Below are 22822 nucleotides of genomic sequence, written 5' to 3'. Positions count from 1 at the left end.
GACGTCATCTTAGGGTTCCTGTTCGCGCCGCCGTTCAGCCCTCGGCAGCCGCGGCGTCGCGCCCTGGAAGCGGGTGCTCCCGCTCGTCGACGACAGCGGTGTCGCGATGTTCTCCAGCGACTTGCCCTCCGCGTCCACGCCGAAGAACCAGGCGATCAGGCCGCCGATCAGCATCACGGCCGCGCCGATGATGTACCCCACCGTCAGCGGCCCGCGCGCCGGGTGGTCGCCCTCACCGATCAGCGAGGCGAACAGGAACGGCGCGATCACACCGCCGGTCAGCTGCGAGATCGCGAAGAAGAACGAGATCGCCTGCCCGCGCAGCTCGATCGGGAAGATCTCGCTCACCGTCAGGTACGCCGACGACGCGCCGGCCGACGCGAAGAAGAACACCACGCACCACAACCCGGTCAGCGACGCGGCGTTCAGGACGCCGGCGTTGAACAGCAGCGCCGTGAAGAACAACACGACGGCGGCCAGCGTGTAGGTGCCGAGGATCATCTTCCGGCGGCCGATGGTGTCGAACAGGCGCCCGAGCAGCAGCGGCCCGGCCAGGTTCCCGATCGCGAACGGGAAGAAGTACAGCGCGACGCTGGAGTCGTTCAGACCGAAGTACGACTTCAGCACCAGCGCGTAGGTGAAGAAGATCGCGTTGTAGAGGAACGCCTGGGTGACCATCATCGAGAAGCCGAGGAACGAGCGGCTGCGATAGTCGCGCAGCATCACCCGGGCGATCTCGCGGTACGTCACCGGCGGGTAGTCGACCACCTCGATCGCCTCGTCGTCGCCGACCTCGCGCAGCTCGCCGCCTTGCTGCCGGACCTTCGCCTCGATGCCGTCGACGGTCCGTTCGGCCTCCTCGACCCGGCCGTGCGTCATCAGCCAGCGCGGGCTCTCCGGGATGTGCCGGCGCAGGTAGATGATGATCAGCCCCAGCACCGGGCCGATCAGGAAGCACAGCCGCCAGCCCCACTCGATCGGGACGATGTCGGTGTTCAGGAACACCAGGCCGACCGCCGAACCGATCAGCGCGCCGGCCCAGTAGGTGCCGTTCACGCCGATGTCGACCCGGCCGCGGTACCGCGACGGGATCAGCTCGTCGATCGCGGAGTTGATCGCGGCGTACTCGCCGCCGATGCCCATCCCGGCGACGAACCGGAAGAACAGCAGCGACCCGAGGTTCCAGGACAGCCCGGCCGCGCCGGAGGCGATCAGGTACACGAGCAGCGTGACGATGAACAGGCTGCGGCGCCCGAGCCTGTCGGTCAGCCGGCCGAACAGCAATGCGCCGACCACCTCGCCGGCCAGGTAGACCGACGCCATCAAACCGACCTCGGAGGTGGTCAGATGCAGCGTCTCGGGCTCCTTCAGCACGTTCCCGACCAGGGAGACGAGCTGGATCTCGAGGCCGTCCAGGATCCAGGAGACGCCCAGACCGACGACGATCATCCAGTGGAACCGTGTCCACGGCAGCCGGTCCATGCGGGCCGGCACGAGACTCGGTATCGCCTTCCCGTGCTCCAACGCGTGCTCGCTCATCCCAGCTCCTCCCGGACCATGACGGTGATTGTCGAAAGCCCAACGGCCGGTACCCCGGCAGTCACGGTCCTCAAACGCTGGGTGACGGTGGCTAGAGTGGCGATCATGCAGAACGACATCACCGTGGTGGATGCCAAGGAGCAGAGCCGCTACGAGGCGCACGACGCCGACGGCACGCTGATGGGCTTCGTCGACTACCGGTTGCACCCGGGCGTCATCGTCTTCCTCCACGCCGAGACGCTGCCGGAGTTCCGCGGCCGCGGCGTGGCCGGCACGATCGCCACCAAGTCCCTCGACGACGCCCGCGCCGGTGGGCTCCGGGTGAAGCCGGCCTGCCCGTTCTACCAGGACTTCCTCGCCGAGCACACGGAGTACGCCGACCTGGTGAAGGCGGCGCAGCAGTGACCGCACCGGTGCTGGGCAAGGTGGATTGGCAGCCGGCCGCCGAGGTGCCGGAGCTGCTGGCGGCGCCGGTGCGGGACGCGCTCGGCGACCTGCCGGCGTACGCGGCCGGTATCGACCCCGGGCTCGCCGACACCGCGGCCTTCTGCGCGGAGTACGACGTACCGATGGCCGCCTCGGCGAACTGCGTGGTCGTGCTCGGCAAGCGCGCCGGCGAGGAGTCGTACGCCGCGGTGCTGGTGCTGGCCACGGACCGCGCCGACGTGAACGGCGTGATCCGCAAGCACCTCGGCGTCCGGAAGATCTCGTTCGCCGCGCAGGACGACGCGGTCGGCACGACCGGCATGGAGTACGGCGGGATCACGCCGATCGGGCTGCCCGCGGACTGGCCGGTGCTCGTCGACGAGGCGGTCGTGCGGGCCGGGCCGGTGGTGATCGGCAGCGGCATCCGCGGCTCGAAGATCCTGATCGACGGCGCGGAGCTGGCCTCGTTGCCGACCGCGGCCGTGCTGGACCTCGCCCAGCACTGACCCCAGACGAGCCCTGCCTGAGCCCCGATGGAGCAGCACGACTGGCCCGCCGAGTACGCCGAACTGACGGCGGCGGGCCGGCGTGCGCCGTTGCCGCCCGCGGACCTCGACCGGCTCGCGGTCGCCGCCTTCGTGCTCGGGCGCGACGACGAGGTCGCGGCGTACCGGGAGCGGGCCTACGAGGAGCATCTCGCCCGCGGTGACGTGGTGGCCGCGATCCGCAGCGGGTTCTGGCTCGGGTTCCACCTGCAGCAGCACGGCGAGCTCGCGCGGGCCGCGGGATGGCAGGCGCGGATCGAGCGGCTGATCCCCGAAGACAGCCCGCAGCTGGCCGGGATGGTCGCCATGGCCGACGCAGCGCTGCGGATGAACTCCGGTGACCCGGCCACCGCACTCCCCCTCTTCGAGCAGAACATGGGCTGGGCGACGGAGCCGGACGCGATCGTGCTGGCCGCTCTCGGCCGCGGGCACTGCCTGAACATGCTCGGGCGCGGCGCCGAGGCGCTCAAGGCGCTGGACGAGGCGATGGTGCACGTGACCGCCAGCCAGGTCGGCCCGGAGGTCGCCGGGATGGCGTACTGCTCGGTGATCGCGCTGTGTATGAACCTGTACGACATCCGTCGCGCCCAGGAGTGGACGCAGGCGCTGACCGGCTGGTGCGACCAGCAGCCCGGTCTCGTCCCGTACCGCGGGGCGTGTCTGGTGCACCGCGCGCAGATCCTGCAGTACCGCGGCGCCTGGTCCGATGCGGCCGACGCGGCCGAGGACGCGTGCCGCCGGCTCTCGGCCGGCACCGTCGGTTCGGCCTGGTACCGGCTCGCGGAGGTCGAACGCCGGCGCGGGCACGCCGAGGCCGCCGAACGCGCGTACCTGTCGGCAGCCGCGGACGGGATGGACGTCCAGCCCGGTCTCGCCCTGCTGCGGGCCGGGCAGGGCCGGGTCGACCTCGCGATCGCGGGCCTCGAGCGGGCCCTGGCCGAGGACTCGTTCTCGGCGAACCGGCCGATGCTGCTCGCCGCTCGGGCCGAGCTCGCGGTCTCCAGCGGCGACCGCGAGACCGCCCGCAAGGCGGCCGCCGAGCTGACCGAGCTCGCGCGCGCGGACTCGCCGTACCTGCAGGCTCTGGCGGCGTCCTGCGAGGGCGCGGTGCGGATCGCGTGCGGCGATCCCCAGGGCGCGATTCCGTTGCTGCGGCGCGCGTGGTCGCTGTGGCAGCAGCTCGACATGCCGTACGAAGGCGCGCACACCCGGTTGCTGGTCGGGCGCGCGTGCCGAGCGCTCGGTGACGTCGACGCCGAGCAGATGGAGATCGACAGCGCGCGGGCCGTGTTCGAGCGACTCGGCGCGGTGGTCGACCTTGCCGCGTTGGAGTCGGACCGCGGCAGCGGGCTCAGTCCGCGAGAGCTCGAAGTACTGCGTCTGCTCGCGACCGGCGCCACGAACCGGGCCGTCGCCGATCAGCTGTTCCTGAGTGAGCGCACGGTCGCCCGGCACGTCAGCAACATCTTCGCGAAGCTCGGTGTGAACAGCCGGGCCGCCGCAACGGCGTACGCCTACGAGAACGGACTGGCTGGGTAGAAATGACCATTGGCCATTCGGAAAGTGGCGTCATCGGTTGATGTGCGGGTTCACATCCGAGCCCTAACTTGAGGGTTATGAACAAGGTCGGAACAGTGGTGATCGGCGCGGGACAGGCCGGGCTGGCGATCGGGTACTACTTGCACAAGGATCGCGAGGATTTCGTCGTCCTCGACGGGAACGAACGCGTCGGCGACTGCTGGCGGCAACGGTACGACTCGCTGCGGCTGTTCAGCCTGCCGCGGTACGCGAGCCTGCCGGGGCTGCGGATCGGCACGCAGGACTGCCCGAGCCGTGACGAGATGGCCGATTACCTCGAGCGGTACGCCGCACATCACGAGCTGCCGGTGCGGACCGGCGTACGGGTGACGCGGTTGTCGCGGGACGCCGAGGGCTTCCTGGTGGAGACGACAGCCGGCGACTGGCGGGCCGGGAACGTCGTCGTGGCGGCCGGCATGCACACCGTGCCGCGGTGGCCGTCGTTCGCGGATCAGCTCGATCCGTCGATCAAGCAGCTGCATTCGATGGAGTACCGGAACCCGTCGCAGCTCGCGGACGGGACCGTGCTGGTCGTTGGTGCGGCCAACTCCGGGACCGACATCGCGCTCGAGGCCGTGAAGACACACCGCACCCTGCTCGCCGGCCGGCACCCGGGGCAGGTGCCCGTCGACATCGACTCCGCGGCAGGGCACTTCTTCACGCCGATCGTGATGTTCCTGTTCAAGTACGTGCTGACCCGTGGTACGCCGATGGGCCGCAAGGCGATCGCGAACGCAGTCCGCAACGGGCTGCCGCTGACCCGCAACAAGCTCGAGCACCTCGACGCGGCCGGGATCGAGCGGATCGGGCGCATCGAAGGGACTCGAGACGGCAGGCCGGTGACCGCGGACGGCGAGGTCCTCGACGACGTCCGGACGGTGGTCTGGTCCACCGGGTCGGATCCGGATCACCGGTGGATCGACCTGCCGGTCTTCGACGACGCCGGCCGGCCGCGGCAGGAGCGCGGCGTGTCCACCGACGTACCGGGGCTGTACTTCCTCGGGCTGGACTTCCAGTACGCGATCGCGTCCGCGAGCATCCAAGGCGTGGACCGGGATGCTCGCTTCCTCGTCAAACATCTCGCCCGCCGGACCGTCGCCCGGGCGATACCTGTGGACAGCCGGTAGCATCTCCCGCTGAAATGGGTGCGTGGCTGGGCGTGGGTCAGGGTGAGTGAGCAGACGGTGAGTGGCGGCGACGGTGGACCGACGGCACTCCGGATCATGCTCGGCGGGCAGTTGCGGCGGATGCGCGAGTCGGCCGGGATCAGCCGCGCCGACGCGGGCTGGCAGATCCGGGCCTCGGAGTCCAAGGTCAGCCGGATGGAGCTCGGCCGCGTCGGATTCAAGGAACGCGACGTCAGCGACCTGCTCGAGCTGTACGGGATGGCCGACGAGCAGGAGCGGTTCCGGTTGATGGAGCTGGCCCGGGCGGCGAACAACCCGGGCTGGTGGTCGCGGTACGGCGACGTGATGCCGAGCTGGTTCGCGAACTACGTCGGGCTCGAGGTCGCCGCGACGCTGATCCGGACGTACGAGGTGATGTTCGTCCCGGGCCTGCTGCAGACCGAGGAGTACGCGCGCGCCGTCGTCCAGATGGGCAAGTCGTTCCTGCCGAACCAGGAGGTCGACCAGCGGGTGGAGCTGCGGGTCACCCGGCAGCAGATCCTGACGCGGCCGAACCCGGCCCGGCTGTGGGTCGTCATCGACGAGTCCGTGCTGCACCGGCCGGTCGGCGGCGAGGAGGTCATGCGGGCCCAGATCGAGCACCTGCTCAAGTGGTCGCAGCAGCCGAACATCACCCTCCAGGTGATGCCGTTCAGCAGTGTCGGCTACCCGGGCGCGGGCGGCGCGTTCAGCCTGCTGCGGTTCGCGGACGGCGACCTGCCGGACATCGTCTACATCGAGCACGCGGCCAGCGCGATGTACCTCGACAAGCTCGAGGAGGTCGACGAGTACGTCGCGATCATGGAAGGGCTGACGATCTCCGCGGCCCCGGTGTCCTCGACCGAGGGCCTGCTGCTGCGGGCCCTCGCGAGGATGTAGCTCAGGCGACCTTGAGGTCGACCTTGATGTTGCCGCGGGTCGCGTTCGAGTACGGGCACACCTGGTGTGCCTTGGCGACCAGGTCCTCGGCAGCGGGGGTGTCCAGGCCGGGCAGGCTGACCACCAGCGCGACCTCGAGGCCGTAGCCGGCGCCGCCGTTGATCGGGCCGATGCCGACCTCGGCGGTGACGGTCGAGCCGTCCACATCCAGACGAGCCTTGCGCGCAACGACCTTCAGCGCGCTGTGGAAGCAGGCCGCGTAGCCCGCCGCGAACAGCTGCTCGGGATTGGTGCCGTTGCCGGTGCCGCCCATCTCGGCCGGCGGCGCGACCACGACGTCGAGCTTGCCGTCATCGGTGGCGACCTTGCCGTCCCGGCCGCCGTTCGCGGTGGCGTGGGCGGTGTACAGAACCTTCTCGACAGCCATTGTCATAGCTGGTGTTCTCCGTTTCAGCGAATGGGGTCGAGCAGGAGCTTGCCGACGGTCCGGCGAGCTCGCATGTCTTCGTGGGCGGTGGCGACCTCGGACAGCGCATACTCGCCGCCGACGATCGGGCGGAGCTTGCCGGCCGCGGTCAGGTCGAACAGCTCGGCGAGTGGCTCGCCGAGCAGCTGCGGGTTCGCGAAGCAGTCGGCCAGCCAGAAACCGGTGATGGTCTTGGAGCCCTTCATCAACCGCCCCGGGTCGATCGGCGCGGCCTGCTGCCGCGATGCGGCGCCGAAGGTGACCAGGCGGCCGAACCGGGCCAGCGCGGCGAACGACTCGTCCAGCGTCGGGCCGCCGACCATCTCGAGCACGATGTCGACGGGCTTGCCGCCGTTCGCCTCGAGGATGCGATCCTTCAGGCCCTCCGGCGCACCGTCGATGGCCGCGTCGGCACCGAGCTCGAGAACCTGCTTGCGCTTCTCCTCGGTCGAGGCGGTCGCGATCACGCGGCCGGCGCCCCACAGCTTGGCCAGCTGGACGGCGAGTGAGCCGACACCGCCGGCACCGGCGTGCACGAGGACGGACTCCCCCGGCTGCAGGTGCGTGGACGTCTTCAGCAGGTGCCACGCCGTGGTGCCCTGCAGGGCGAGCGCGAGCGCCTGGCCGTCGGTCACACCCTTCGGCACGTCCCACGCGTACGGCGCGTGCGCCACCGTCTGCTCGGCGTACCCGCCGGAACCGACCAGGGCGACCACGCGACGACCGTCGGCTGTGTGCCCGACGACCTCTCCGCCCGGGATGAGCGGAAGCTCGGTCTTCGACAGGTAGCTGTTCTCGACCTGGTGGGTGTCCGCGTAGTTGATACCCGCGCGGTCGACCGTGATCAGGACCTGCCCGTCGCCGGCGACCGGCTCCGGGACGTCGCTGACCTTCAGGACCTCGGGGCCGCCGAACTCGGTGATCTGAATGGCTCGCATACACCGTACTATACACTGTACGTTATAGACGTCGAAGGGAGATGGGTCACATGGCGCGGACGCCGCGGAACACGCTGAGCGCGGAGCTGATCGTGCGGACCGCGCTCGAGCTGATGGAGGCGAAGGGCACCGACGCGTTCAGCCTGCGCGGGGTCGCGGCCGAGCTGGGCGTCGGCCCGATGGCGCTCTACACCTACTTCCGGAACAAGGACGATCTGTACGACGCCGTTCGCGATCACCTGATGGGTCTCCTGCCGGACGTCCCGCAGGACGTCCCATGGCCGGACCAGGTGCGCGCGGTCTGCCGGTCACTGCGGCTGCTGATGCTCGAGCACCCTTGCCTTGCGCAACTACTCGCGGGGCGCCCGTTGAGCGGTCACGAGACGGCCCGGGTCGCGGAGGGACTTCTCGGCGTGTTGCGGGCGGCCGGGTTCGCCCCGGAGACAGCGGCGCGGACGCATACGACCTTGTTCACGTACGTGCTGGGGTCGACGTCGTGGGAGATCCAGATGGCCGCCGAGCGCCGTGATCCCGAGGCGTGGCGGCGGTTGCGGGCGTCGATGGAATCGCTGTCCGCACGGGACTTCCCGTCCGTGGTGGAGCTGGCGCCGGAGCTCGCCCGCACGACCGGCGGTGACGAGCAGTTCGACTACGGCCTCGACCTGCTGCTCGCGGGACTCAGAACACCATCGTGACGATGGCCAGGACGCCGATGCAGACGATCAGCGCCCGCAACGCGATCGGCGGCAGCCGGCGGCCGTAGCGGGCGCCGATGAAGCCGCCGATGGTGGAGCCGCCCGCGATCAGCGCGGCGGCGAGCCAGTCGACGTCGGAGACGATCACGAACAGGATCGCGGCGACGGTGTTCACGACCGTGGCCAGGACGTTCTTCAGGCCGTTCATCCGCTGCAGGTTCGAGTCCAGGCCGAGGCCGAGGATCGCCATCAGCAGCACGCCCTGCGCGGCCCCGAAGTACCCGCCGTACACACCGGTCGCGAAGACCGCCGGGATCACCCACCAGGCCCCGCGGTGCAGGTGCGAGGGCGCGTTGATCCATTTCGACAGCCACGGCTGGAACGCGACCAGCAGACAGCCGAGCAGGATCAGCACCGGTACGACGGCGTGGAACGCGGAGTCGGGCAACGTGAGCAGCAGGACTGCCCCGACGATGCCGCCGGCCAGCGACGCCGGCACCAGCCGGAGCATCCGGCCGCGCTGCCCTTCGAGCTCGCGGCGGTAGCCGATCGCGCCGGCCGCCGTACCGGGCGCCAGGCCGACCGTGTTGCTGACGTTCGCCAGCACCGGAGGGATGCCGACGGCAAGCAACGCGGGGAAGGTGAGCAGCGTGCCCGACCCCACCACGGCGTTGATCGTTCCCGCGCCCATCCCCGCCAGCAGGACGAACACCGCCTCGAACCATGTCATCGCTGACTGACTTTACGCACCTGATCGGGGTTCCCGCTCATCGGTCCGTCCGTTGGGCAGACAGTATGCGATCGACCTGTCGTCAATCGACAGCGCAAGGCCCTCCCCGGGCGGTTCCGGAGAGGGCCTTGGGTACTCGTCTCAGCGCTGCGGCGGCTCAGCAGCCGGCGGCTCCTGCGGCGGCAGGTCCTGGGTGGGAGCCGGCGGCGGGACGGCCGGCGCCGACGGCGCGCCCTGGCTGCGGCTGCTGACGGCCGCGGACTCGGCCGCCGCGATCGCCTCGCGGACGGCGTTGTCGGCCTCGGCCACCGCGGCTCCACCCGAGCCGTTGCCGACGCCGGCGGTGTCGAGCTCCGGCACCTGGCCGTTCTCGATCTGCGGTGCCTCCCAGTTGCCCTCGGCCTGCTGCGCGATGCCGGCCACCTGGCCGACCGCGCTGCCGAGACCCTTGAGCGCGTCGCCGATCTCGCTCGGCACGATCCACAGCTTGTTCGCGTCGCCCTGGGCGATCGACGGCAGCATCTGCAGGTACTGGTACGCGAGTAGACCCTGGTCCGGCTTGCCGGCATGGATGGCGTTGAAGACCGTGGTGATGGCCTGCGCCTCACCCTGCGCCTTCAGGATCCGGGCCTGCCGCTCGGCCTCGGCACGGAGGATGCGGGACTGCTTGTCACCTTCGGCGGTGAGGATCGCGGACTGCTTCTGGCCCTCGGCGGACAGCACGGCCGACTGCCGCATACCTTCCGCGGTGAGGATCGCGGCGCGCTTGTCGCGGTCGGCGCGCATCTGCTTCTCCATCGAGTCCTGGATCGACGGCGGCGGGTCGATCGAGCGCAGCTCGACCCGGTTGACCCGGATACCCCACTTGCCGGTCGCCTCGTCCAGCACGTACCGGAGCTTCTCGTTGATCTCCTCGCGCGAGGTCAGCGTCTGCTCCAGGTCCATGCCGCCGATGATGTTGCGCAGTGTCGTCATGGTCAGCTGCTCGATCGCCTGGATGTAGTTGGAGATCTCGTACGTCGCCCGCACCGGGTCGTTCACCTGGAAGTAGATGACGGAGTCGATCGACACCATCAGGTTGTCCTCGGTGATGACGCCCTGCGGCGGGAACGCGACGACCTGCTCGCGCATGTCGATGGTGTAGCGGACCTTGTCGACGAACGGGGTCAGCAGGTTCAGCCCCGGCTGCAGGCCGGTCTTGAACTTACCGAACCGTTCGACGATGCCGACGGTCTGCTGCTGCACCACCCGGACGGACTTGATGAGTGTGACGATCACCAGTAAGGCGACCAATGCCAGCACTACGAGGAACGCGGTCACTCGACCCTCCACTCGACAGAACGCTCAGGACGGACAGTCTTCCGTATGGACGGGCCATCCCGCGTACCGGTTCCCGGCGCGTCGGGTAGGGCCTGCCGCCCTACTTCCGACAGTACTGCGCGGACAGCTCAGACCTGAGGCGGGTCGTTCGGCTTCGGCGGCTCGGTGGCGTCGAGCTGGTGGTGCAGCGGCTCGCCGACCGGGTACACGACCGCCGTCGCGCCGTCGATCGACATCACCTCGACGCGGGTCCCCGGCGCGATCGTCGACACCTCGTCGTACGGCCGGGCCGTCCAGAGCTCACCGCCGAGCCGGATCGAGCCGCCGCCGTCGGGATGGATCTCCTTCACCACGGTGCCGGTGCGGCCGATCACGTGCGCCGAGCCGGTCTTCAGCTCCTGGCCGTGATGGATCTTCCGGACGATCATCGGACGGATCGCGGCGAGCATCGCGGCCGCGGTGACCAGCCCGACGACGATCTGCAGCCAGAGCAGCCCCGGGAAGAACGCCGCCACCCCGGCCGCGGTGAGCGCCCCGGCGGCCAGCATCAGCAACGTGAAGTCGAGCGAGGCCAGCTCGGCCAGACCGAGGACGGCGGCGATCGTCAGCCACGCCGCCCACATGTTGTCCCGCAGCCAATCCATCATTTCCCAAGCCTATCCACGTCGGGGGCCCCCAGCAGATCTTTCGACGCGCCCCGATCCGCCCCCGCTCCCCCGCATTGGGTTCGGTCAGAGGGCGCGGGCGGTGTAGCGGCCGTCTTCCTGCTTGAGGGTGAGGGCGAGGTCGAAGGTCTCGCTGAGGTTCTCGGCGGTGAGGGCCTCGTCCATCGGGCCGGCGGCGACGATGCGGCCCTGCTTGAGCAGCAGGGCGTGGGTGAAGCCGGGCGGGATCTCCTCGACGTGGTGGGTGACCAGCACCATCGCCGGCGCCCCGACCGCGGTGGCGATCGCGCTGAGCGAGCGGACCAGCTGCTCACGCCCGGTCAGGTCGAGACCGGCCGCGGGCTCGTCCATCAGCATCAGCTCGGGGTCGGTCATCAGCGCCCGGGCGATCTGCACCCGCTTCCGCTCCCCCTCGGACAGCGTGCCGAACGTCCGGTCGGCCAGGTGCCCGATCCCGAGCTCGGTCAGCAGCGCCGCGGCCCGCTCGTGATCCAGCTCGTCGTACTCCTCGATCCAGCGGCCGAGCACGGCGTACGACGCCGAGACCACGACGTCGGACACCCGCTCGCCCTTCGGCAACCGGTCCGCGAGCGCGGCGCTGGTCAGGCCGATCCGCGGCCGCAACTCGAAGACATCGACCGCGCCGAGCACCTCACCGAGCAGGCCGGCGACACCGGACGTCGGGTGCAGCTGTGCGGCGAGCACCTGCAGCAGGGTCGTCTTGCCGGCGCCGTTCGGCCCGATCACCACCCACCGGTCGGCCTCGTCGATCGTCCAGTCGATCCCGTCGACCAGCCGCGAGTCACCCCGGACGATCGTCACCCCGGCCAGCTCCACCACTGCAGTCATGCTCAAAACCTAAGGGGTCGCCCTTGCCGATCGGTGATCGGGTGGTGCGAGACTTGCGGGCGTGCTGACGACCTCCGCCTCGCTTCGGTTCACGGTCTGGACGAACGCGATGCTGACCGGTGCCTGCGATCCCGACACCGCCGCGCAGAAGATCCTCGGCGACGACGTCGGTCACCACGTGGCCGGCCTCGCCGGCCACCCCGAGCCGGCCACGCTGCCGGTCGCGCTGAACCTGTTGCGCGCCGCGGGGACGACGCAGGCGCATCTCGCCCTGCCGATCCCCGGCGACCCGATCGGCCTGGCCGGTCCGCCGCCGTTCAACGAGGCCGCGCTGGAGACCGGCGAGGCCGTCGTCCTGACCGGGCCCGAGCTCGGACTGGTTCCGTCGTACGTCGGTCCTGCGGTGCAGTGGACCGTGCTGCCGGCGGTGTCGCCGCTGCCCGCGGACTTCGGCGAGGCGGACCGCGCGCTGCGGATGGCGCTGATCGACGCGGCCGAGTCGCTGGCCGCGCTGGACGTGGCGCGCTGGAAGCCCGAGGTCGCGGACGCGCTGATCGACATCCGCAAGATCGGGCGCGGGCGCGGCGACGATCTGGCGCCGGGGTACGAACCCCGCGCGGTGAAGACCGCCGCGACCGCGCGCCGCTGCCTCGCGATCGCCGACGCGGCCCTCGAGGACGACGGCGCCGCGGTGACGGGCGCGGAGGCCGATGCCCGCCGCCGGGCGCTGCTCGGCCTCGCCGCCGCCGCCCGCCGCGCCCTCGTCGCCGCCTGCGCCCCACCCGCGCCCTAACCCCACCCCACCCCGCGTCCGGGCCACTTTGTGCACAGGCGCCTCGGCGTACGGATCTCGTGCACAAAGTGGCCGGAATTCGGGCGGTGGGGGCGCCCTGCGCGGGGGTTGGGTAGCGTTCGGGTGAGATGACTGAGCTCAGTGAGGTTGAGATGGCGGCGGCCGGTCGGCCGACGGTGCTGGTGACGTTGACGGGCACCGACCGGCCGGGGCTGACGTCCGCGGTGCTGTCCACGCTCGCGACCCGCGGGCTCGAGGTGATCGACGCCGAGCAGGTCGTCCTCCGGGGCCGGCTGATCCTCGGTGTGCTGCTCTCCGCCCCGCGCGACCACAAGGACCTGAAGGACGAGCTGAAGGCGCTCGCGAACGTCCTGGACGTCGACATCTCGGTGAAGAAGGGTGTCGGCGACAACGAGCCGCGGCGCAAGGGCCGCAGCCAGGTGACGGTGATCGGGCACCCGTTGTCCGCCGCCGGGCTGGCGGCGGTCGCCGGGCGGATCGCCGACACCGGCGCCAACATCGACCGGATCAGCCGGATGGCGCGCTACCCGGTGACCGCGATGGAGTTCGCCGTGTCCGGCGCCGATCCGGACGCGCTGCGGACCGTGCTCGCGCAGGAAGGCGTCCGGCAGAAGCTCGACATCGCCGTCCAGGACGGCGGGCTGTACCGGCGGGCCAAGCGGCTGATCGTGATGGACGTCGACTCGACGCTCATCCAGGGCGAGGTCATCGAGATGCTCGCCGCGCACGCCGGCCGGCTCGCCGAGGTCGCCGCGGTCACCGAGCAGGCGATGCGCGGCGAGCTCGACTTCGCCGAGTCGCTGCGGCACCGGGTCGCGGCGCTCGAAGGTCTGCCCGCGACCGCCCTCGACGAGGTGTACGCCGCGATCGAGCTGGCGCCCGGCGCACGCACGCTGGTCCGGACGCTGAAGCGACTCGGGTACCAGTTCGCGATCGTCAGCGGCGGGTTCAGCCAGATCACCGGGAAGCTGGCCGCGGAGCTCGGGATCGACTACGCGAAGGCCAACGAGCTGGAGATCGTCGACGGCACGCTCACCGGCCGTGTCGTCGGCGAGATCGTCGACCGGCCCGGCAAGGCGACCGCGCTGCGCCGGTTCGCCGAGCAGTCCGGTACGCCGCTGACGCAGACCGTAGCGATCGGCGACGGCGCCAACGACCTGGACATGCTGGCCGCCGCCGGCCTCGGCGTCGCGTTCAACGCCAAGCCGATCGTCCGCGCCGCCGCCGACACCCACCTGAGCGTGCCGTACCTGGACACGATCCTCTACCTGCTCGGTATCACCCGCGAAGAGGTCGAGGCGGCCGACGCCGACACCCCCGCCTGACCACGACGATGCGGCAGGATCGGCCGCATGGACTTCACGCACCGCCCCGCAACCCTTGACGACGCGCCCGCGATCCACCGGCTGATCGCCGCCGCCGAGCAGCTCTGGCACGGACAGACCGACCGGGGTCCGGACGCGGTGGCCGCCGATCTGCGGCGTCCGCTCATCACCCTCGAGCTCGACACCCGCGTGATCGAGGCACCGAGCGGTGAGCTGGTCGCCTGGGCGTGGGTCCACGGCGGGCGGCGCGCGCAGGTCGACGTACACCCGTCGTACGTCGGTCGCGGCCTCGGGACCCAGCTGCTCGACTGGGCGGAGGCGCGCGCCCGCGAGCACGGCAGCGACTGGCTGGCGCAGACCGTCGATGACGCGGACACGGCCGGCACCGACCTGCTCCGCTCCCGCGGGTACGACGTACTGGCGACCAACTGGTTGCTCGAACGCCCAGTCACCGGCGACGCCCCGGTCCTGCCCGAGGGCGTGACGCTGCGGCCGTTCGCGCCGGGTGATGCGCGCGCGGTCCACCAGGTCGTGCAGGACGCCTTCGACGAGTGGCAGCCGCGGCGGCACGAGTACGACGAGTGGGCCGGGACGAGCATCGAACGCGCCGGCTTCGACCCCGAGGCGTCACCGGTCGCGGTCGCCGGCGACGAGATCGTCGGCGCCGTCATCAGCCTCGATCTCCCCGACTCCCCCGACGGGTACGTCGACCAGGTCGCCGTTCGGCGGGACTTCCGCGGCCGCGGGCTGGCGCGGGCACTGCTCACGTACGCGGCGACGGCCGCCGGGCGGCGGGGCAAGCAGACGCTGACGCTCTGGACGCACTCCGGCACCGGGGCGCTCGCGATGTACGAGCGGCTCGGGATGTCGGTCCGCCGCAGCACGACGGTTTACCGGACTGCGCTGTGAGCTGTTGACACACTGCCGTGAGAGCGCTCACATTGGCCTCATCCACCGCCCCTGGAGGTCGACATGCGGATCCGCCCCCTCGCACTCGCCCTGGTCGTCCCGCTGCTCGCCGTCGTCTCGATCGGCGTCGCCGCGCAGGCCGACGTACCCACTCCACCCACCGGCTGGTCCACGGTGTGGAGTGACGACTTCAACGGGCCCAGCGGCAGTCTGCCGTCGGGCTCGAACTGGATCATCGACACCGGCCACGGCTACCCGGGCGGCCCCGGGAACTGGGGCACCGGCGAGATCCAGAACTACACCAACAGCCCGAACAACGTGTCCCTGGACGGCGCCGGGAACCTCCGGATCACGCCGCGCCGGGACGCGGCCGGCAACTGGACGTCGGCCCGGATCGAGACCCAGCGCGGCGACTTCAAGCCGCCGTCCGGCGGGGTCCTGGCGATCGAGAGCCGGATCCAGATGCCGAACGTCACCGGCGACGCCGCCCTCGGCTACTGGCCGGCGTTCTGGGCGCTCGGGTCGCCGTACCGCGGGAACTACTGGAACTGGCCGGGCATCGGCGAGTTCGACATCATGGAGAACGTCAACGGGATCAACTCGGTCTGGGGCGTGCTGCACTGCGGCGTGAACCCCGGCGGCCCGTGCAACGAGACCACCGGCCTCGGCGCCAGCCGCGCGTGCCCGGGCTCGACCTGCCAGTCCGCGTTCCACACGTACCGGTTCGAGTGGGACACGTCGGTCTCGCCGAACCAGTTGCGCTGGTACGTCGACGGCCAGCAGTTCCATTCGCTCAGCCAGAGCCAGTTCCCGGCCGACACCTGGTCGAACATGACCTCGCACGCCGGCTACTTCGTGCTGCTGAACGTCGCGATCGGCGGCGCGTTCCCGGACGCGCTGAACGGGCCGACGCCGCGCGCGTCGACCGTCCCCGACCGGCCGATGGTCGTCGACTACGTCGCGGTGACCGCCAAAGGCGGCGGCACGACGACTCCCCCGACGACACCGCCGCCGGGCGGCTCCTCGGCGTACAGCACCTTGCAGGCGGAGTCGTACGCGCAGCAGTCGGGCATGGGCCTGGAGACCACGACCGACACCGGCGGCGGCCAGAACCTGAAGCAGATCGGTAACGGCGACTGGGCGCTGTACCGCGGGATCGACTTCGGCAGTACCGCGGCGACGCAGTTCGTGGCGCGGGTCGCGTCCGGCGCGGCGGGCGGTGTCAGCGGGCTGGTCGAAGTACGGCTGGACAGTCGCAGCAACGCGCCGATCGGCAGCTTCGCGATCGCCAACACCGGCGGCTGGCAGTCCTGGCGCACCGTCCCCGCCAACATGGCGTCGGTGACCGGCACACACGACGTCTACATCACCTTCACCAGCGGCCAGCCGGCCGACTACGTCAACCTGAACTGGTTCACGTTCGGCCACTGAGGTACCTAGCACCTATTCTTCGGCTTATGTCAGAACTGCAGGGTGGGCCGGGTGCCCTGTTCGCCATCGGCGGCGCCGAGGACAAGCTGAAGAAGCGGACTGTGCTGCAGGAGTTCGTCGAGGCGGCAGGCGGGTCCAAGGCGCGGATCGTGGTGGTGCCCACCGCGTCCGCGCTGGGGCCCGACGTCGTCGACGTGTACCGCGCGCTGTTCGCGGCCCTCGGCGCCGAGAGCGTGGTCGGCGTCCGCCCGGAGAATCGGGAGGACGCCGACGACCCGGCCTTCATCGCCCCGCTGAACGACGCGACCGGCATCTTCATGACCGGCGGCAACCAACTCAAGCTCGCTGGTGTCGTCACCGGCACGGCGTTCGGCCGCGCGGTCACCGCCGCCCATGCGCGCGGCGCGGCCGTCGGCGGTACGTCGGCGGGCGCCAGCATCCTGGCCGAGCACATGATCGCGTTCGGCCGCTCCGGCGCCACCCCGCGGCAGCGGATGAGTCAGCTGTCCGGCGGTCTCGGCCTGGTCCAGGGCGCGATCGTCGACCAGCACTTCGCCCAGCGGAACCGGTACGGCCGGCTGCTGTCGCTGGTCGCGCAGTCCCCCGGCCTGCTCGGGATCGGCGTCGACGAGGACACCGCGGCGGTCGTCCGCGGCAGCCACCTGGAGGTCGTCGGCCGCGGCGCCGTGACGATCTTCGACGGCACCCGGATCACCTCGAACGCCCACAACGCGAAGCGGTCCGAGCCGATCCTGGCGTCCGGCGTCGTCCTGCACGTGCTGCCGGCGACCGCGACGTTCGACCTGCAGAACCGGGTGCTGCTGTCGTACGGCCCGCAGCCGGCCGCCTCGGAGTACGCCGAGCTCGCGGCCGCCGAGGCGGACCTGCGCAAGCTCGCGAAGGAGATCGCCGCGGAGGGGGTGTCACCGGCGTACTACGCCGAGCGGAAGCGGCGGGCGGGCCGCCGGGCGAATAGATCTGCCGCGGCCGGGGAATCCAGACCGGAGGCGACCGAGCCCCTGAACAGACCAACACAGGCGGCCGGTGCCGACCCGCTGCACCCTGCGTCCCCCGACCGCTCGCTCCCAGAACAGTGACCCCCCAATGACCGAAACCCAAGGCACGCCCGCCCCCGACCTGAAGATCATCGAGACCCGCGTGTACCGCGGCCCGAACGTCTGGAGCTACGACCCCGCGATCCACCTGGTCGTGGACCTCGGCTCGCTGGAGAACTTCCCGTCGAACACCATCCCCGGCTTCACCGAGCGGCTGCTCACCGACCTGCCCCGCCTCGACCAGCACCACTGCTCGCGCGGCCGCAAGGGCGGATTCATCGAGCGGCTGTACGAAGGCACCTGGCTCGGCCATATCGCCGAGCACGTCTCGCTGCAGCTGCAGCAGGAGGCCGGCCACGACATGCGGCGCGGCAAGACCCGGCAGGTGAAGGGGTCGCCCGGCATCTACAACATCACCTACGCGTACGCCGACGAAGCGGTCGGGCTCGCGGCGGGTGAACTCGCCGTCCGGTTCGTGAACAACCTCGTCCAGCCGGACCTGGCGTTCGACTTCACCACCGAGCTGGAGAAGTTCATCAAGCAGGCCGAGCGGACCGCGTTCGGCCCGTCCACGCAGGCGATCGTGGACGAGGCGGTGTCCCGCGACATCCCGTGGATCCGGCTCAACAAGGCCAGCCTGGTGCAGCTCGGGCAGGGCGTGCACGCGAAGCGGATCCGGGCCACGATGACGTCGGAGACCGGCTCGATCGCGGTCGACGTCGCCAGCGACAAGGACCTGACCACCCGGCTGCTCGCGTCGGCCGGCCTGCCGGTGCCGCGCTCGGAGTCGGTGCGGACGGTCGAGGAGGCGGTCTCGGTCGCGCACAAGATCGGGTACCCGGTGGTGTGCAAGCCGCTCGACGGCAACCACGGCCGCGGCGTCTGCCTGAACCTGCAGGACGCGGACGCCGTCCGCGAGGCGTTCCCGATCGCCGCCGAGCAGTCCCGGCGCGGATTCGTCATCGTGGAGAACTTCGTCACCGGCAAGGACTACCGGTGCCTGATCATCAACGGCCGGATGGAGGCGATCGCCGAGCGCGTGCCCGCGCACGTCGTCGGCGACGGCATCCACACCGTGGCCGAGCTGGTCGACATCACCAACGCCGACCCGCGCCGCGGGGTCGGCCACGAGAAGATCCTCACCCGGATCACGATCAACAACGCGGCCCGCCAGCTGGTCCGCGACCAGGGGTTCGAGCTCGACGACGTACCGCCCGAGGACGTGATGGTGAAGCTGACGCTCACCGGCAACATGTCCACCGGGGGGATCTCGATCGACCGGACCTGGGAGGCGCACCCGGAGAACGTCGAGATCGCCGAGGAGGCAGCCCGGATGATCGGGCTCGACATCGCCGGGATCGACTTCATCTGCCCCGACATCACCCAGCCGGTCCGCGAGACCGGCGGCGCGATCTGCGAGGTGAACGCGGCGCCCGGGTTCCGGATGCACACCAACCCGACCGTCGGCGAACCGCAGTACATCGCCAAGCCCGTGGTGGACATGCTGTTCCCGCCCGGTGCGGTCAGCCGGATCCCGATCGTCGCCGTGACCGGGACGAACGGGAAGACGACGACCTCGCGGATGATCAGCCACGTCTTCAAGGGCATGGGCCGCAAGGTCGGGATGACTTCCACCGACGGCATCGTGATCGACGAGCGGCTGGTGATCCGGCAGGACGCGTCCGGCCCGAAGTCCGCGCGGATGGTGCTGCAGAACCCGCGCGTCGACTTCGCGGTATTCGAGGTGGCGCGCGGTGGCATCCTGCGCGAGGGCCTCGGGTACGAGCGCAACGACGTCGCCGTCGTGCTGAACGTCCAGCCCGACCACCTCGGGCTGCGCGGCATCGAGACGCTCGAGCAGCTCGCCGACGTGAAGGCCGTGCTCGTCGAGGCCGTGCCGCGGACCGGGTACGCCGTACTGAACGCCGACGACCCGCTGGTGCGGAAGATGCGGCGCAAGTGCTCGGGGCAGGTCGTGTGGTTCAGCATGGCCGAGCAGGGCAGCGAGATCCGCGACTACATCGAGGGCCACTGCCGCCGCGGCGGGCGCGCCGTGGTGCTGGAGCGGTCGGACCTCGGCGACATGATCGTCGTCAAGCACGGCCGCCGGTCGATGCAGCTCGCGTGGACCCACTTGCTGCCGGCAACGTTCGGCGGCCGGGCGATGATGAACGTGCAGAACGCGATGGCGGCCGCGGCGGCGGCGTTCGCGGCGGGTGCTCCGCTGCACGACATCCGGCAGGGCCTGCGGACGTTCAACACGTCGTACTACCTGTCGCCGGGCCGGCTGAACGAGATCGACGTCGACGGGCGCAGCGTGATCGTCGACTACTGCCACAACGCGCCCGCGATGCGGATGCTCGGTGACTTCGTCGACCGGCTCGGCGAGAGCCTGAGCGCGTCGTCCGAGGTCGGGCGGCCGTCGCGGATCGGCGTGATCGCGACCGCGGGCGACCGGCGCGACGACGACATCCGCGAGCTCGGCGAGGTCGCGGCCCAGCACTTCGACGTGGTCGTGGTCCGCGAGGACGCCCGGCTGCGGGGCCGCAAGCGCGGCGAGTCGGCGGAGCTGGTCACGGCCGGGGTACGGGCCGCGATGGACAGCGGCGCGCGGTGCCGGCGGGTGGACGTCGTCCTCGACGAGCTCGAGGCCGTCCGTTTCGCGCTGGAGCGGTCGAACCCGGGTGATCTCGTGGTGTTGTGCGTCGATCAGCACCAGTCCGTGCTCGCCGAGCTCGAATCGGTGTCCCATCTCGCGCAGGCCGGGGCCCGGTCGGGTGACGAGGGCGGCGACCCGGACTTCGTGCAACCCGACGAAGAGATCACCGAGGACCCCGCACGGGAACTTGCCTAGGGCAAGTCTCGTTGGCCGTTGCGTGAAGACGAGGCTATTGCTGTTGTTCGTGCCCTTCCTGCTCGCCGGTTGCGGATCGAATGCGACGCAGGAGGTCGCGGCCGGCACTCCCGGCGTACTCGTGCAGGACGCGTGGGTGCGGGCGACAACCGGCGCCAAGGACACCACGATGACGGCCGCGTTCATGGCGCTGACCAACCCCGGCGACACCGACGTGAAGTTGACCTCGGCAACTTCACCGGTGGCCGGCGTCGTGCAGCTGCACGAGATGGCGACCCAGGACGGCAAGATGGTGATGCGTGAGAAGACCGGCGGGGTCACCGTGCCCGCCGGATCCCACGCCCACCTCTCCCCCGGCGGCGACCACATCATGCTGATGTCGCTGAAGCACCCCCTGAACCCCGGCGACGAGGTGCCACTCACCCTGACGTTCTCCGACAACACCACTCACGACCTCAAAGTCCCCGTCAAAGCCTTCACCGAAGAAGAAGAGCACTACCACCCCACTCCCCGATGACCACTCCCACCGACGGCCCCTCGCGGCGGCGGGTGCTCGGCTTCGGCGGGGTGGCTGCCGCTGGGGTCGTGGCCGGCGCGACAGGTGTTGTTGCCGTTGGCGCCGATCGGACTGCGGTGCAGCCTCCGGCGCGGGCGATCTCGCCGTACGGAACGCATCAGGCGGGGATCGCCCGCGCGGCGCCGGCGTCGGCCGAGCTGGTGGCGTTCAAGCTGTCCACGGATCGGTCCGGGCTGGGACGGCTGATGCGGCTGTGGACCAATGACATCGTCGCGCTGGCGGACGGACGTCCGGCGCCCGGCGACACCGCGCCGGAGTTGGCCGCCGCGAACAAGGGGCTGACCGTGACGGTCGGGTTCGGGCCGCGGGTGTTCGACCTGACCGGACAGCGGCCGGCCGGGCTGGACGATCTGCCGGTGATGCGGCACGACCGGCTGGAAGCCGGCTGGTCGGGCGGGGATCTGCTGGTGATGGTCGGCGCGGACGACGCGGTGAGCGTGGTGCATGCCGTCCGGCGGCTGGTCGCGGACTCGAAGCCGTTCGCGACCCCGGTCTGGCGGCAGACCGGCTTCTGGGACAGCACCGGCCGGAACGGTGAACCGGTCACCGGCCGCAACCTCTTCGGCCAGGTCGACGGCACCGGAAACCCCGCCTTCGGTACGCCGGAGTTCGACCGGACCGTCTGGTCGGCCGACGGCCCCGACTGGTTCCGCGACGGTACGACGCTCGTCGTCCGGCGGATCCGGATGAACCTCGACACCTGGGACGAGCTGACCCGCTCCGAGCAGGAACGCGCCGTCGGCCGCAATCTGTCCACCGGCGCACCGCTGACCGGCACCGCCGAGCACGACGAACTCGACCTCGAGGCCCGCGACGCCGACGGCCGCCCGGTCATCGCGCAGAACGCCCACGCCCGGCTCTCCCATCATTCCGAGAACGACGGCCGGCGGATCTTCCGCAAGGGCCTCAACTACGTCCACGACACCGGCGCGACCCGTGAGTCCGGCCTGATCTTCCTCAGCCACCAGGCCGACATCGCCGGCCAGTTCCTCCCGCTGCTGACCCGGCTGGACGCCGTCGACGCCCTCAACGAGTGGACGACCACCATCGGCTCCGCCGTCTTCGCCCTCCCACCCGGTTTCCGGCCCGGCGAGTGGCTCGGCCAGACGCTGCTGAGCTGACCACCGGCGCCTAACTGACGGTTGAGCCCTCGTCGAGAGAGGGCCCTTCGGCGTGTTGGCGGCGGGCGAGCAGGCGGCGGGGTGGCTCGATCTCGTCGATCCAGTCGAGGTCGTCGGAGAGGACGGCGTCGTTCGACCTGTTGGCGTACGGGTCGACCGGTGGCGGTGGTGGCGGGAGGGCGCGCAGCTTCAGCGCCACCATCGGGATCGCCAGCAGGACGCCGACCACCATCCACGGCCAGTACTCGCGCAGCAGCGGCTCGAAGGACTGGAAGAAGGCCTCGGTCGAGGCGTTGCCGACGGTGTCCATCGGCTTCCCGGTCGACCGGCTGACCAGCCGGACCGACGCCACGATACCGAAGCAGACCAGGTAGAACCCGGCCAGCGGGAGCCAGGCCCCCACCGACCGCCAACCGCGCTTCCAGCACGCGACGTACAGCAGGAGCGCGAGCCCGGCCCCGACCAGCAGCCCGTTGAGCTGCCACAGCCACCGCCAGTCGGCCAGCTGCTCGGCCGGGCGCAGCGCGCTCCAGGCCACCGGCAGCGCCAGGGCGAACGCGGCGACCACCGAGCTCCGGGCGCCGAGGGCGCCGAAGAACCCGCCGAGAGCGCTTGCCACCAGCAACGTGATCAGCAGGTCGCGCTCGCCGAAGGAGTTCCCGGTCAGCCACCACATGCCCGCGGCAACGACCAGCACCACCGGTACGGCGATCCGGATCCGCCCGATCAGCAGCCCCGCCAGCACCCCGCCGGCGAAGCCGCCGAGCACCACGAGGTCGATCCGCGGCGGCACGAAGGACGTCGTACCCTCCGGCAGACCCTTCAGGTAGGTCGCGGAGAAGCCGCCCACGAACCAGGCGACCACCGCGGCCGGGATCGACCACAGGTAGCGCATCACAACCCCGTTCCCACCCCGACAGTCCCGTTGCGGGGCGGAAGG

General features: G+C 70.7%; 22 protein-coding genes. 14 read left to right on the top strand and 8 right to left on the bottom strand.

What is annotated here, in order from left to right; all coding sequences use genetic code 11:
* Window positions 1-9: 9 nt before the first annotated feature.
* On the bottom strand, window positions 10-1539 hold the full coding sequence (locus AB0L64_RS16650; RefSeq protein ID WP_363710971.1) for an MFS transporter: 1530 nt from the start codon (window positions 1537-1539) through the stop codon (window positions 10-12).
* 105 nt (window positions 1540-1644) lie between these two features.
* On the opposite strand from AB0L64_RS16650, the gene AB0L64_RS16645 reads away from it, so the two are divergent.
* The 5 genes from AB0L64_RS16645 (at window position 1645) to AB0L64_RS16625 (ending at window position 6133) form a co-directional block, all read left to right on the top strand.
* On the top strand, window positions 1645-1944 hold the full coding sequence (locus AB0L64_RS16645; RefSeq protein WP_355690603.1) for a GNAT family N-acetyltransferase: 300 nt from the start codon (window positions 1645-1647) through the stop codon (window positions 1942-1944).
* On the top strand, window positions 1941-2471 hold the full coding sequence (locus tag AB0L64_RS16640) for a YbaK/EbsC family protein (protein WP_363710970.1): 531 nt from the start codon (window positions 1941-1943) through the stop codon (window positions 2469-2471). Before AB0L64_RS16645 ends, AB0L64_RS16640 begins: the two co-directional genes overlap by 4 nt.
* Before the next feature lie 27 nt (window positions 2472-2498).
* The gene (locus tag AB0L64_RS16635) at window positions 2499-4049 is read left to right on the top strand and encodes a LuxR C-terminal-related transcriptional regulator (RefSeq protein WP_363710969.1); all 1551 of its coding nucleotides are present in this window, start codon (window positions 2499-2501) and stop codon (window positions 4047-4049) included.
* A 77-nt stretch (window positions 4050-4126) separates the two neighbouring features.
* Window positions 4127-5215 (top strand): NAD(P)/FAD-dependent oxidoreductase, encoded by a 1089-nt coding sequence (locus AB0L64_RS16630; RefSeq protein ID WP_363710968.1) that lies wholly within the window; start codon window positions 4127-4129, stop codon window positions 5213-5215.
* Window positions 5216-5311: 96 nt separating this feature from the next.
* Window positions 5312-6133, top strand: coding sequence for a helix-turn-helix transcriptional regulator (locus AB0L64_RS16625; RefSeq protein WP_363711144.1), 822 nt, complete (start codon window positions 5312-5314; stop codon window positions 6131-6133).
* 1 nt (window position 6134) lies between these two features.
* Here the strand turns inward: AB0L64_RS16625 and AB0L64_RS16620 are convergent, their stop codons facing one another.
* Window positions 6135-6560: an organic hydroperoxide resistance protein gene (locus tag AB0L64_RS16620; protein WP_363711143.1), complete on the bottom strand. Its 426-nt coding sequence runs from the start codon at window positions 6558-6560 to the stop codon at window positions 6135-6137.
* 23 nt (window positions 6561-6583) lie between these two features.
* Window positions 6584-7537 (bottom strand): zinc-binding dehydrogenase, encoded by a 954-nt coding sequence (locus AB0L64_RS16615; protein ID WP_363710967.1) that lies wholly within the window; start codon window positions 7535-7537, stop codon window positions 6584-6586.
* Window positions 7538-7587: 50 nt separating this feature from the next.
* Here AB0L64_RS16615 and AB0L64_RS16610 point away from each other — a divergent pair, with 50 nt between their 5' ends.
* Entirely contained in the window at window positions 7588-8232 is a 645-nt protein-coding gene (locus AB0L64_RS16610; protein WP_359929374.1) for a TetR/AcrR family transcriptional regulator, read from the top strand.
* On the opposite strand, the gene AB0L64_RS16605 is transcribed toward AB0L64_RS16610, so the two are convergent.
* From AB0L64_RS16605 to AB0L64_RS16590, 4 genes are all read right to left on the bottom strand, one after another.
* Window positions 8216-8962 (bottom strand): sulfite exporter TauE/SafE family protein, encoded by a 747-nt coding sequence (locus AB0L64_RS16605; RefSeq protein ID WP_363710966.1) that lies wholly within the window; start codon window positions 8960-8962, stop codon window positions 8216-8218. The two genes, AB0L64_RS16610 and AB0L64_RS16605, sit on opposite strands and share 17 nt — an antisense overlap.
* A gap of 141 nt (window positions 8963-9103) precedes the next feature.
* Window positions 9104-10282, bottom strand: coding sequence for an SPFH domain-containing protein (locus tag AB0L64_RS16600; protein ID WP_363710965.1), 1179 nt, complete (start codon window positions 10280-10282; stop codon window positions 9104-9106).
* A gap of 128 nt (window positions 10283-10410) precedes the next feature.
* A complete protein-coding gene (locus AB0L64_RS16595; protein ID WP_355690588.1) occupies window positions 10411-10929 on the bottom strand; it encodes an NfeD family protein in 519 nt (172 codons plus the stop codon).
* Window positions 10930-11013: 84 nt separating this feature from the next.
* The gene (locus AB0L64_RS16590) at window positions 11014-11796 is read right to left on the bottom strand and encodes an ABC transporter ATP-binding protein (RefSeq protein WP_355479411.1); all 783 of its coding nucleotides are present in this window, start codon (window positions 11794-11796) and stop codon (window positions 11014-11016) included.
* Between the two features lie 61 nt (window positions 11797-11857).
* On the opposite strand from AB0L64_RS16590, the gene AB0L64_RS16585 reads away from it, so the two are divergent.
* The 8 genes from AB0L64_RS16585 (at window position 11858) to AB0L64_RS16550 (ending at window position 21882) form a co-directional block, all read left to right on the top strand.
* A complete protein-coding gene (locus AB0L64_RS16585) occupies window positions 11858-12589 on the top strand; it encodes a hypothetical protein (RefSeq protein WP_363710964.1) in 732 nt (243 codons plus the stop codon).
* A 128-nt stretch (window positions 12590-12717) separates the two neighbouring features.
* Window positions 12718-13935, top strand: coding sequence for a phosphoserine phosphatase SerB (gene serB, locus AB0L64_RS16580; RefSeq protein WP_363710963.1), 1218 nt, complete (start codon window positions 12718-12720; stop codon window positions 13933-13935).
* 27 nt (window positions 13936-13962) lie between these two features.
* Window positions 13963-14844: a GNAT family N-acetyltransferase gene (locus tag AB0L64_RS16575; protein WP_363710962.1), complete on the top strand. Its 882-nt coding sequence runs from the start codon at window positions 13963-13965 to the stop codon at window positions 14842-14844.
* 63 nt (window positions 14845-14907) lie between these two features.
* Window positions 14908-16275, top strand: coding sequence for a glycoside hydrolase family 16 protein (locus tag AB0L64_RS16570; RefSeq protein ID WP_363710961.1), 1368 nt, complete (start codon window positions 14908-14910; stop codon window positions 16273-16275).
* Between the two features lie 26 nt (window positions 16276-16301).
* Window positions 16302-17372: a cyanophycinase gene (locus AB0L64_RS16565; RefSeq protein WP_363710960.1), complete on the top strand. Its 1071-nt coding sequence runs from the start codon at window positions 16302-16304 to the stop codon at window positions 17370-17372.
* A 7-nt stretch (window positions 17373-17379) separates the two neighbouring features.
* Window positions 17380-20184 (top strand): cyanophycin synthetase, encoded by a 2805-nt coding sequence (gene cphA / locus AB0L64_RS16560; protein ID WP_363710959.1) that lies wholly within the window; start codon window positions 17380-17382, stop codon window positions 20182-20184.
* A 49-nt stretch (window positions 20185-20233) separates the two neighbouring features.
* The gene (locus tag AB0L64_RS16555; RefSeq protein WP_363711142.1) at window positions 20234-20701 is read left to right on the top strand and encodes a copper chaperone PCu(A)C; all 468 of its coding nucleotides are present in this window, start codon (window positions 20234-20236) and stop codon (window positions 20699-20701) included.
* Window positions 20698-21882 carry a Dyp-type peroxidase gene (locus tag AB0L64_RS16550; protein ID WP_363710958.1) on the top strand — a complete coding sequence of 395 codons (1185 nt, stop codon included), beginning with the start codon at window positions 20698-20700 and terminating at the stop codon, window positions 21880-21882. The genes AB0L64_RS16555 and AB0L64_RS16550 overlap by 4 nt, the downstream gene beginning before the upstream one ends.
* 10 nt (window positions 21883-21892) lie before the next feature.
* Here the strand turns inward: AB0L64_RS16550 and AB0L64_RS16545 are convergent, their stop codons facing one another.
* Window positions 21893-22777, bottom strand: a complete 885-nt coding sequence (locus tag AB0L64_RS16545) for a hypothetical protein (protein ID WP_363710957.1) — start codon at window positions 22775-22777, stop codon at window positions 21893-21895.
* Between the last annotated feature and the right edge of the window lie 45 nt (window positions 22778-22822).

It is taken from the genome of Kribbella sp. NPDC051936, from assembly GCF_040680955.1.
Taxonomy (GTDB): domain Bacteria; phylum Actinomycetota; class Actinomycetes; order Propionibacteriales; family Kribbellaceae; genus Kribbella.
Note: the sequence above shows the minus strand (reverse complement) of the source record. Positions and strands in the feature narration are given on the sequence as shown.

Bases quoted from the DNA above. Each gene is read 5' to 3' on its own strand.
- AB0L64_RS16650 (WP_363710971.1), bottom strand. From the start codon at position 1,539: ATGAGCGAGCACGCGTTGGAGCACGGGAAGGCGATACCGAGTCTCGTG.
- AB0L64_RS16645 (WP_355690603.1), top strand. From the start codon at position 1,645: ATGCAGAACGACATCACCGTGGTGGATGCCAAGGAGCAGAGCCGCTAC.
- AB0L64_RS16635 (WP_363710969.1), top strand. From the start codon at position 2,499: ATGGAGCAGCACGACTGGCCCGCCGAGTACGCCGAACTGACGGCGGCG.
- AB0L64_RS16630 (WP_363710968.1), top strand. From the start codon at position 4,127: ATGAACAAGGTCGGAACAGTGGTGATCGGCGCGGGACAGGCCGGGCTG.
- AB0L64_RS16625 (WP_363711144.1), top strand. From the start codon at position 5,312: ATGCTCGGCGGGCAGTTGCGGCGGATGCGCGAGTCGGCCGGGATCAGC.
- AB0L64_RS16620 (WP_363711143.1), bottom strand. From the start codon at position 6,560: ATGGCTGTCGAGAAGGTTCTGTACACCGCCCACGCCACCGCGAACGGC.
- AB0L64_RS16615 (WP_363710967.1), bottom strand. From the start codon at position 7,537: ATGCGAGCCATTCAGATCACCGAGTTCGGCGGCCCCGAGGTCCTGAAG.
- AB0L64_RS16610 (WP_359929374.1), top strand. From the start codon at position 7,588: ATGGCGCGGACGCCGCGGAACACGCTGAGCGCGGAGCTGATCGTGCGG.
- AB0L64_RS16605 (WP_363710966.1), bottom strand. From the start codon at position 8,962: ATGACATGGTTCGAGGCGGTGTTCGTCCTGCTGGCGGGGATGGGCGCG.
- AB0L64_RS16595 (WP_355690588.1), bottom strand. From the start codon at position 10,929: ATGATGGATTGGCTGCGGGACAACATGTGGGCGGCGTGGCTGACGATC.
- AB0L64_RS16590 (WP_355479411.1), bottom strand. From the start codon at position 11,796: ATGACTGCAGTGGTGGAGCTGGCCGGGGTGACGATCGTCCGGGGTGAC.
- serB (WP_363710963.1), top strand. From the start codon at position 12,718: ATGACTGAGCTCAGTGAGGTTGAGATGGCGGCGGCCGGTCGGCCGACG.
- AB0L64_RS16575 (WP_363710962.1), top strand. From the start codon at position 13,963: ATGGACTTCACGCACCGCCCCGCAACCCTTGACGACGCGCCCGCGATC.
- AB0L64_RS16570 (WP_363710961.1), top strand. From the start codon at position 14,908: ATGCGGATCCGCCCCCTCGCACTCGCCCTGGTCGTCCCGCTGCTCGCC.
- AB0L64_RS16565 (WP_363710960.1), top strand. From the start codon at position 16,302: ATGTCAGAACTGCAGGGTGGGCCGGGTGCCCTGTTCGCCATCGGCGGC.
- cphA (WP_363710959.1), top strand. From the start codon at position 17,380: ATGACCGAAACCCAAGGCACGCCCGCCCCCGACCTGAAGATCATCGAG.
- AB0L64_RS16550 (WP_363710958.1), top strand. From the start codon at position 20,698: ATGACCACTCCCACCGACGGCCCCTCGCGGCGGCGGGTGCTCGGCTTC.
- AB0L64_RS16545 (WP_363710957.1), bottom strand. From the start codon at position 22,777: ATGCGCTACCTGTGGTCGATCCCGGCCGCGGTGGTCGCCTGGTTCGTG.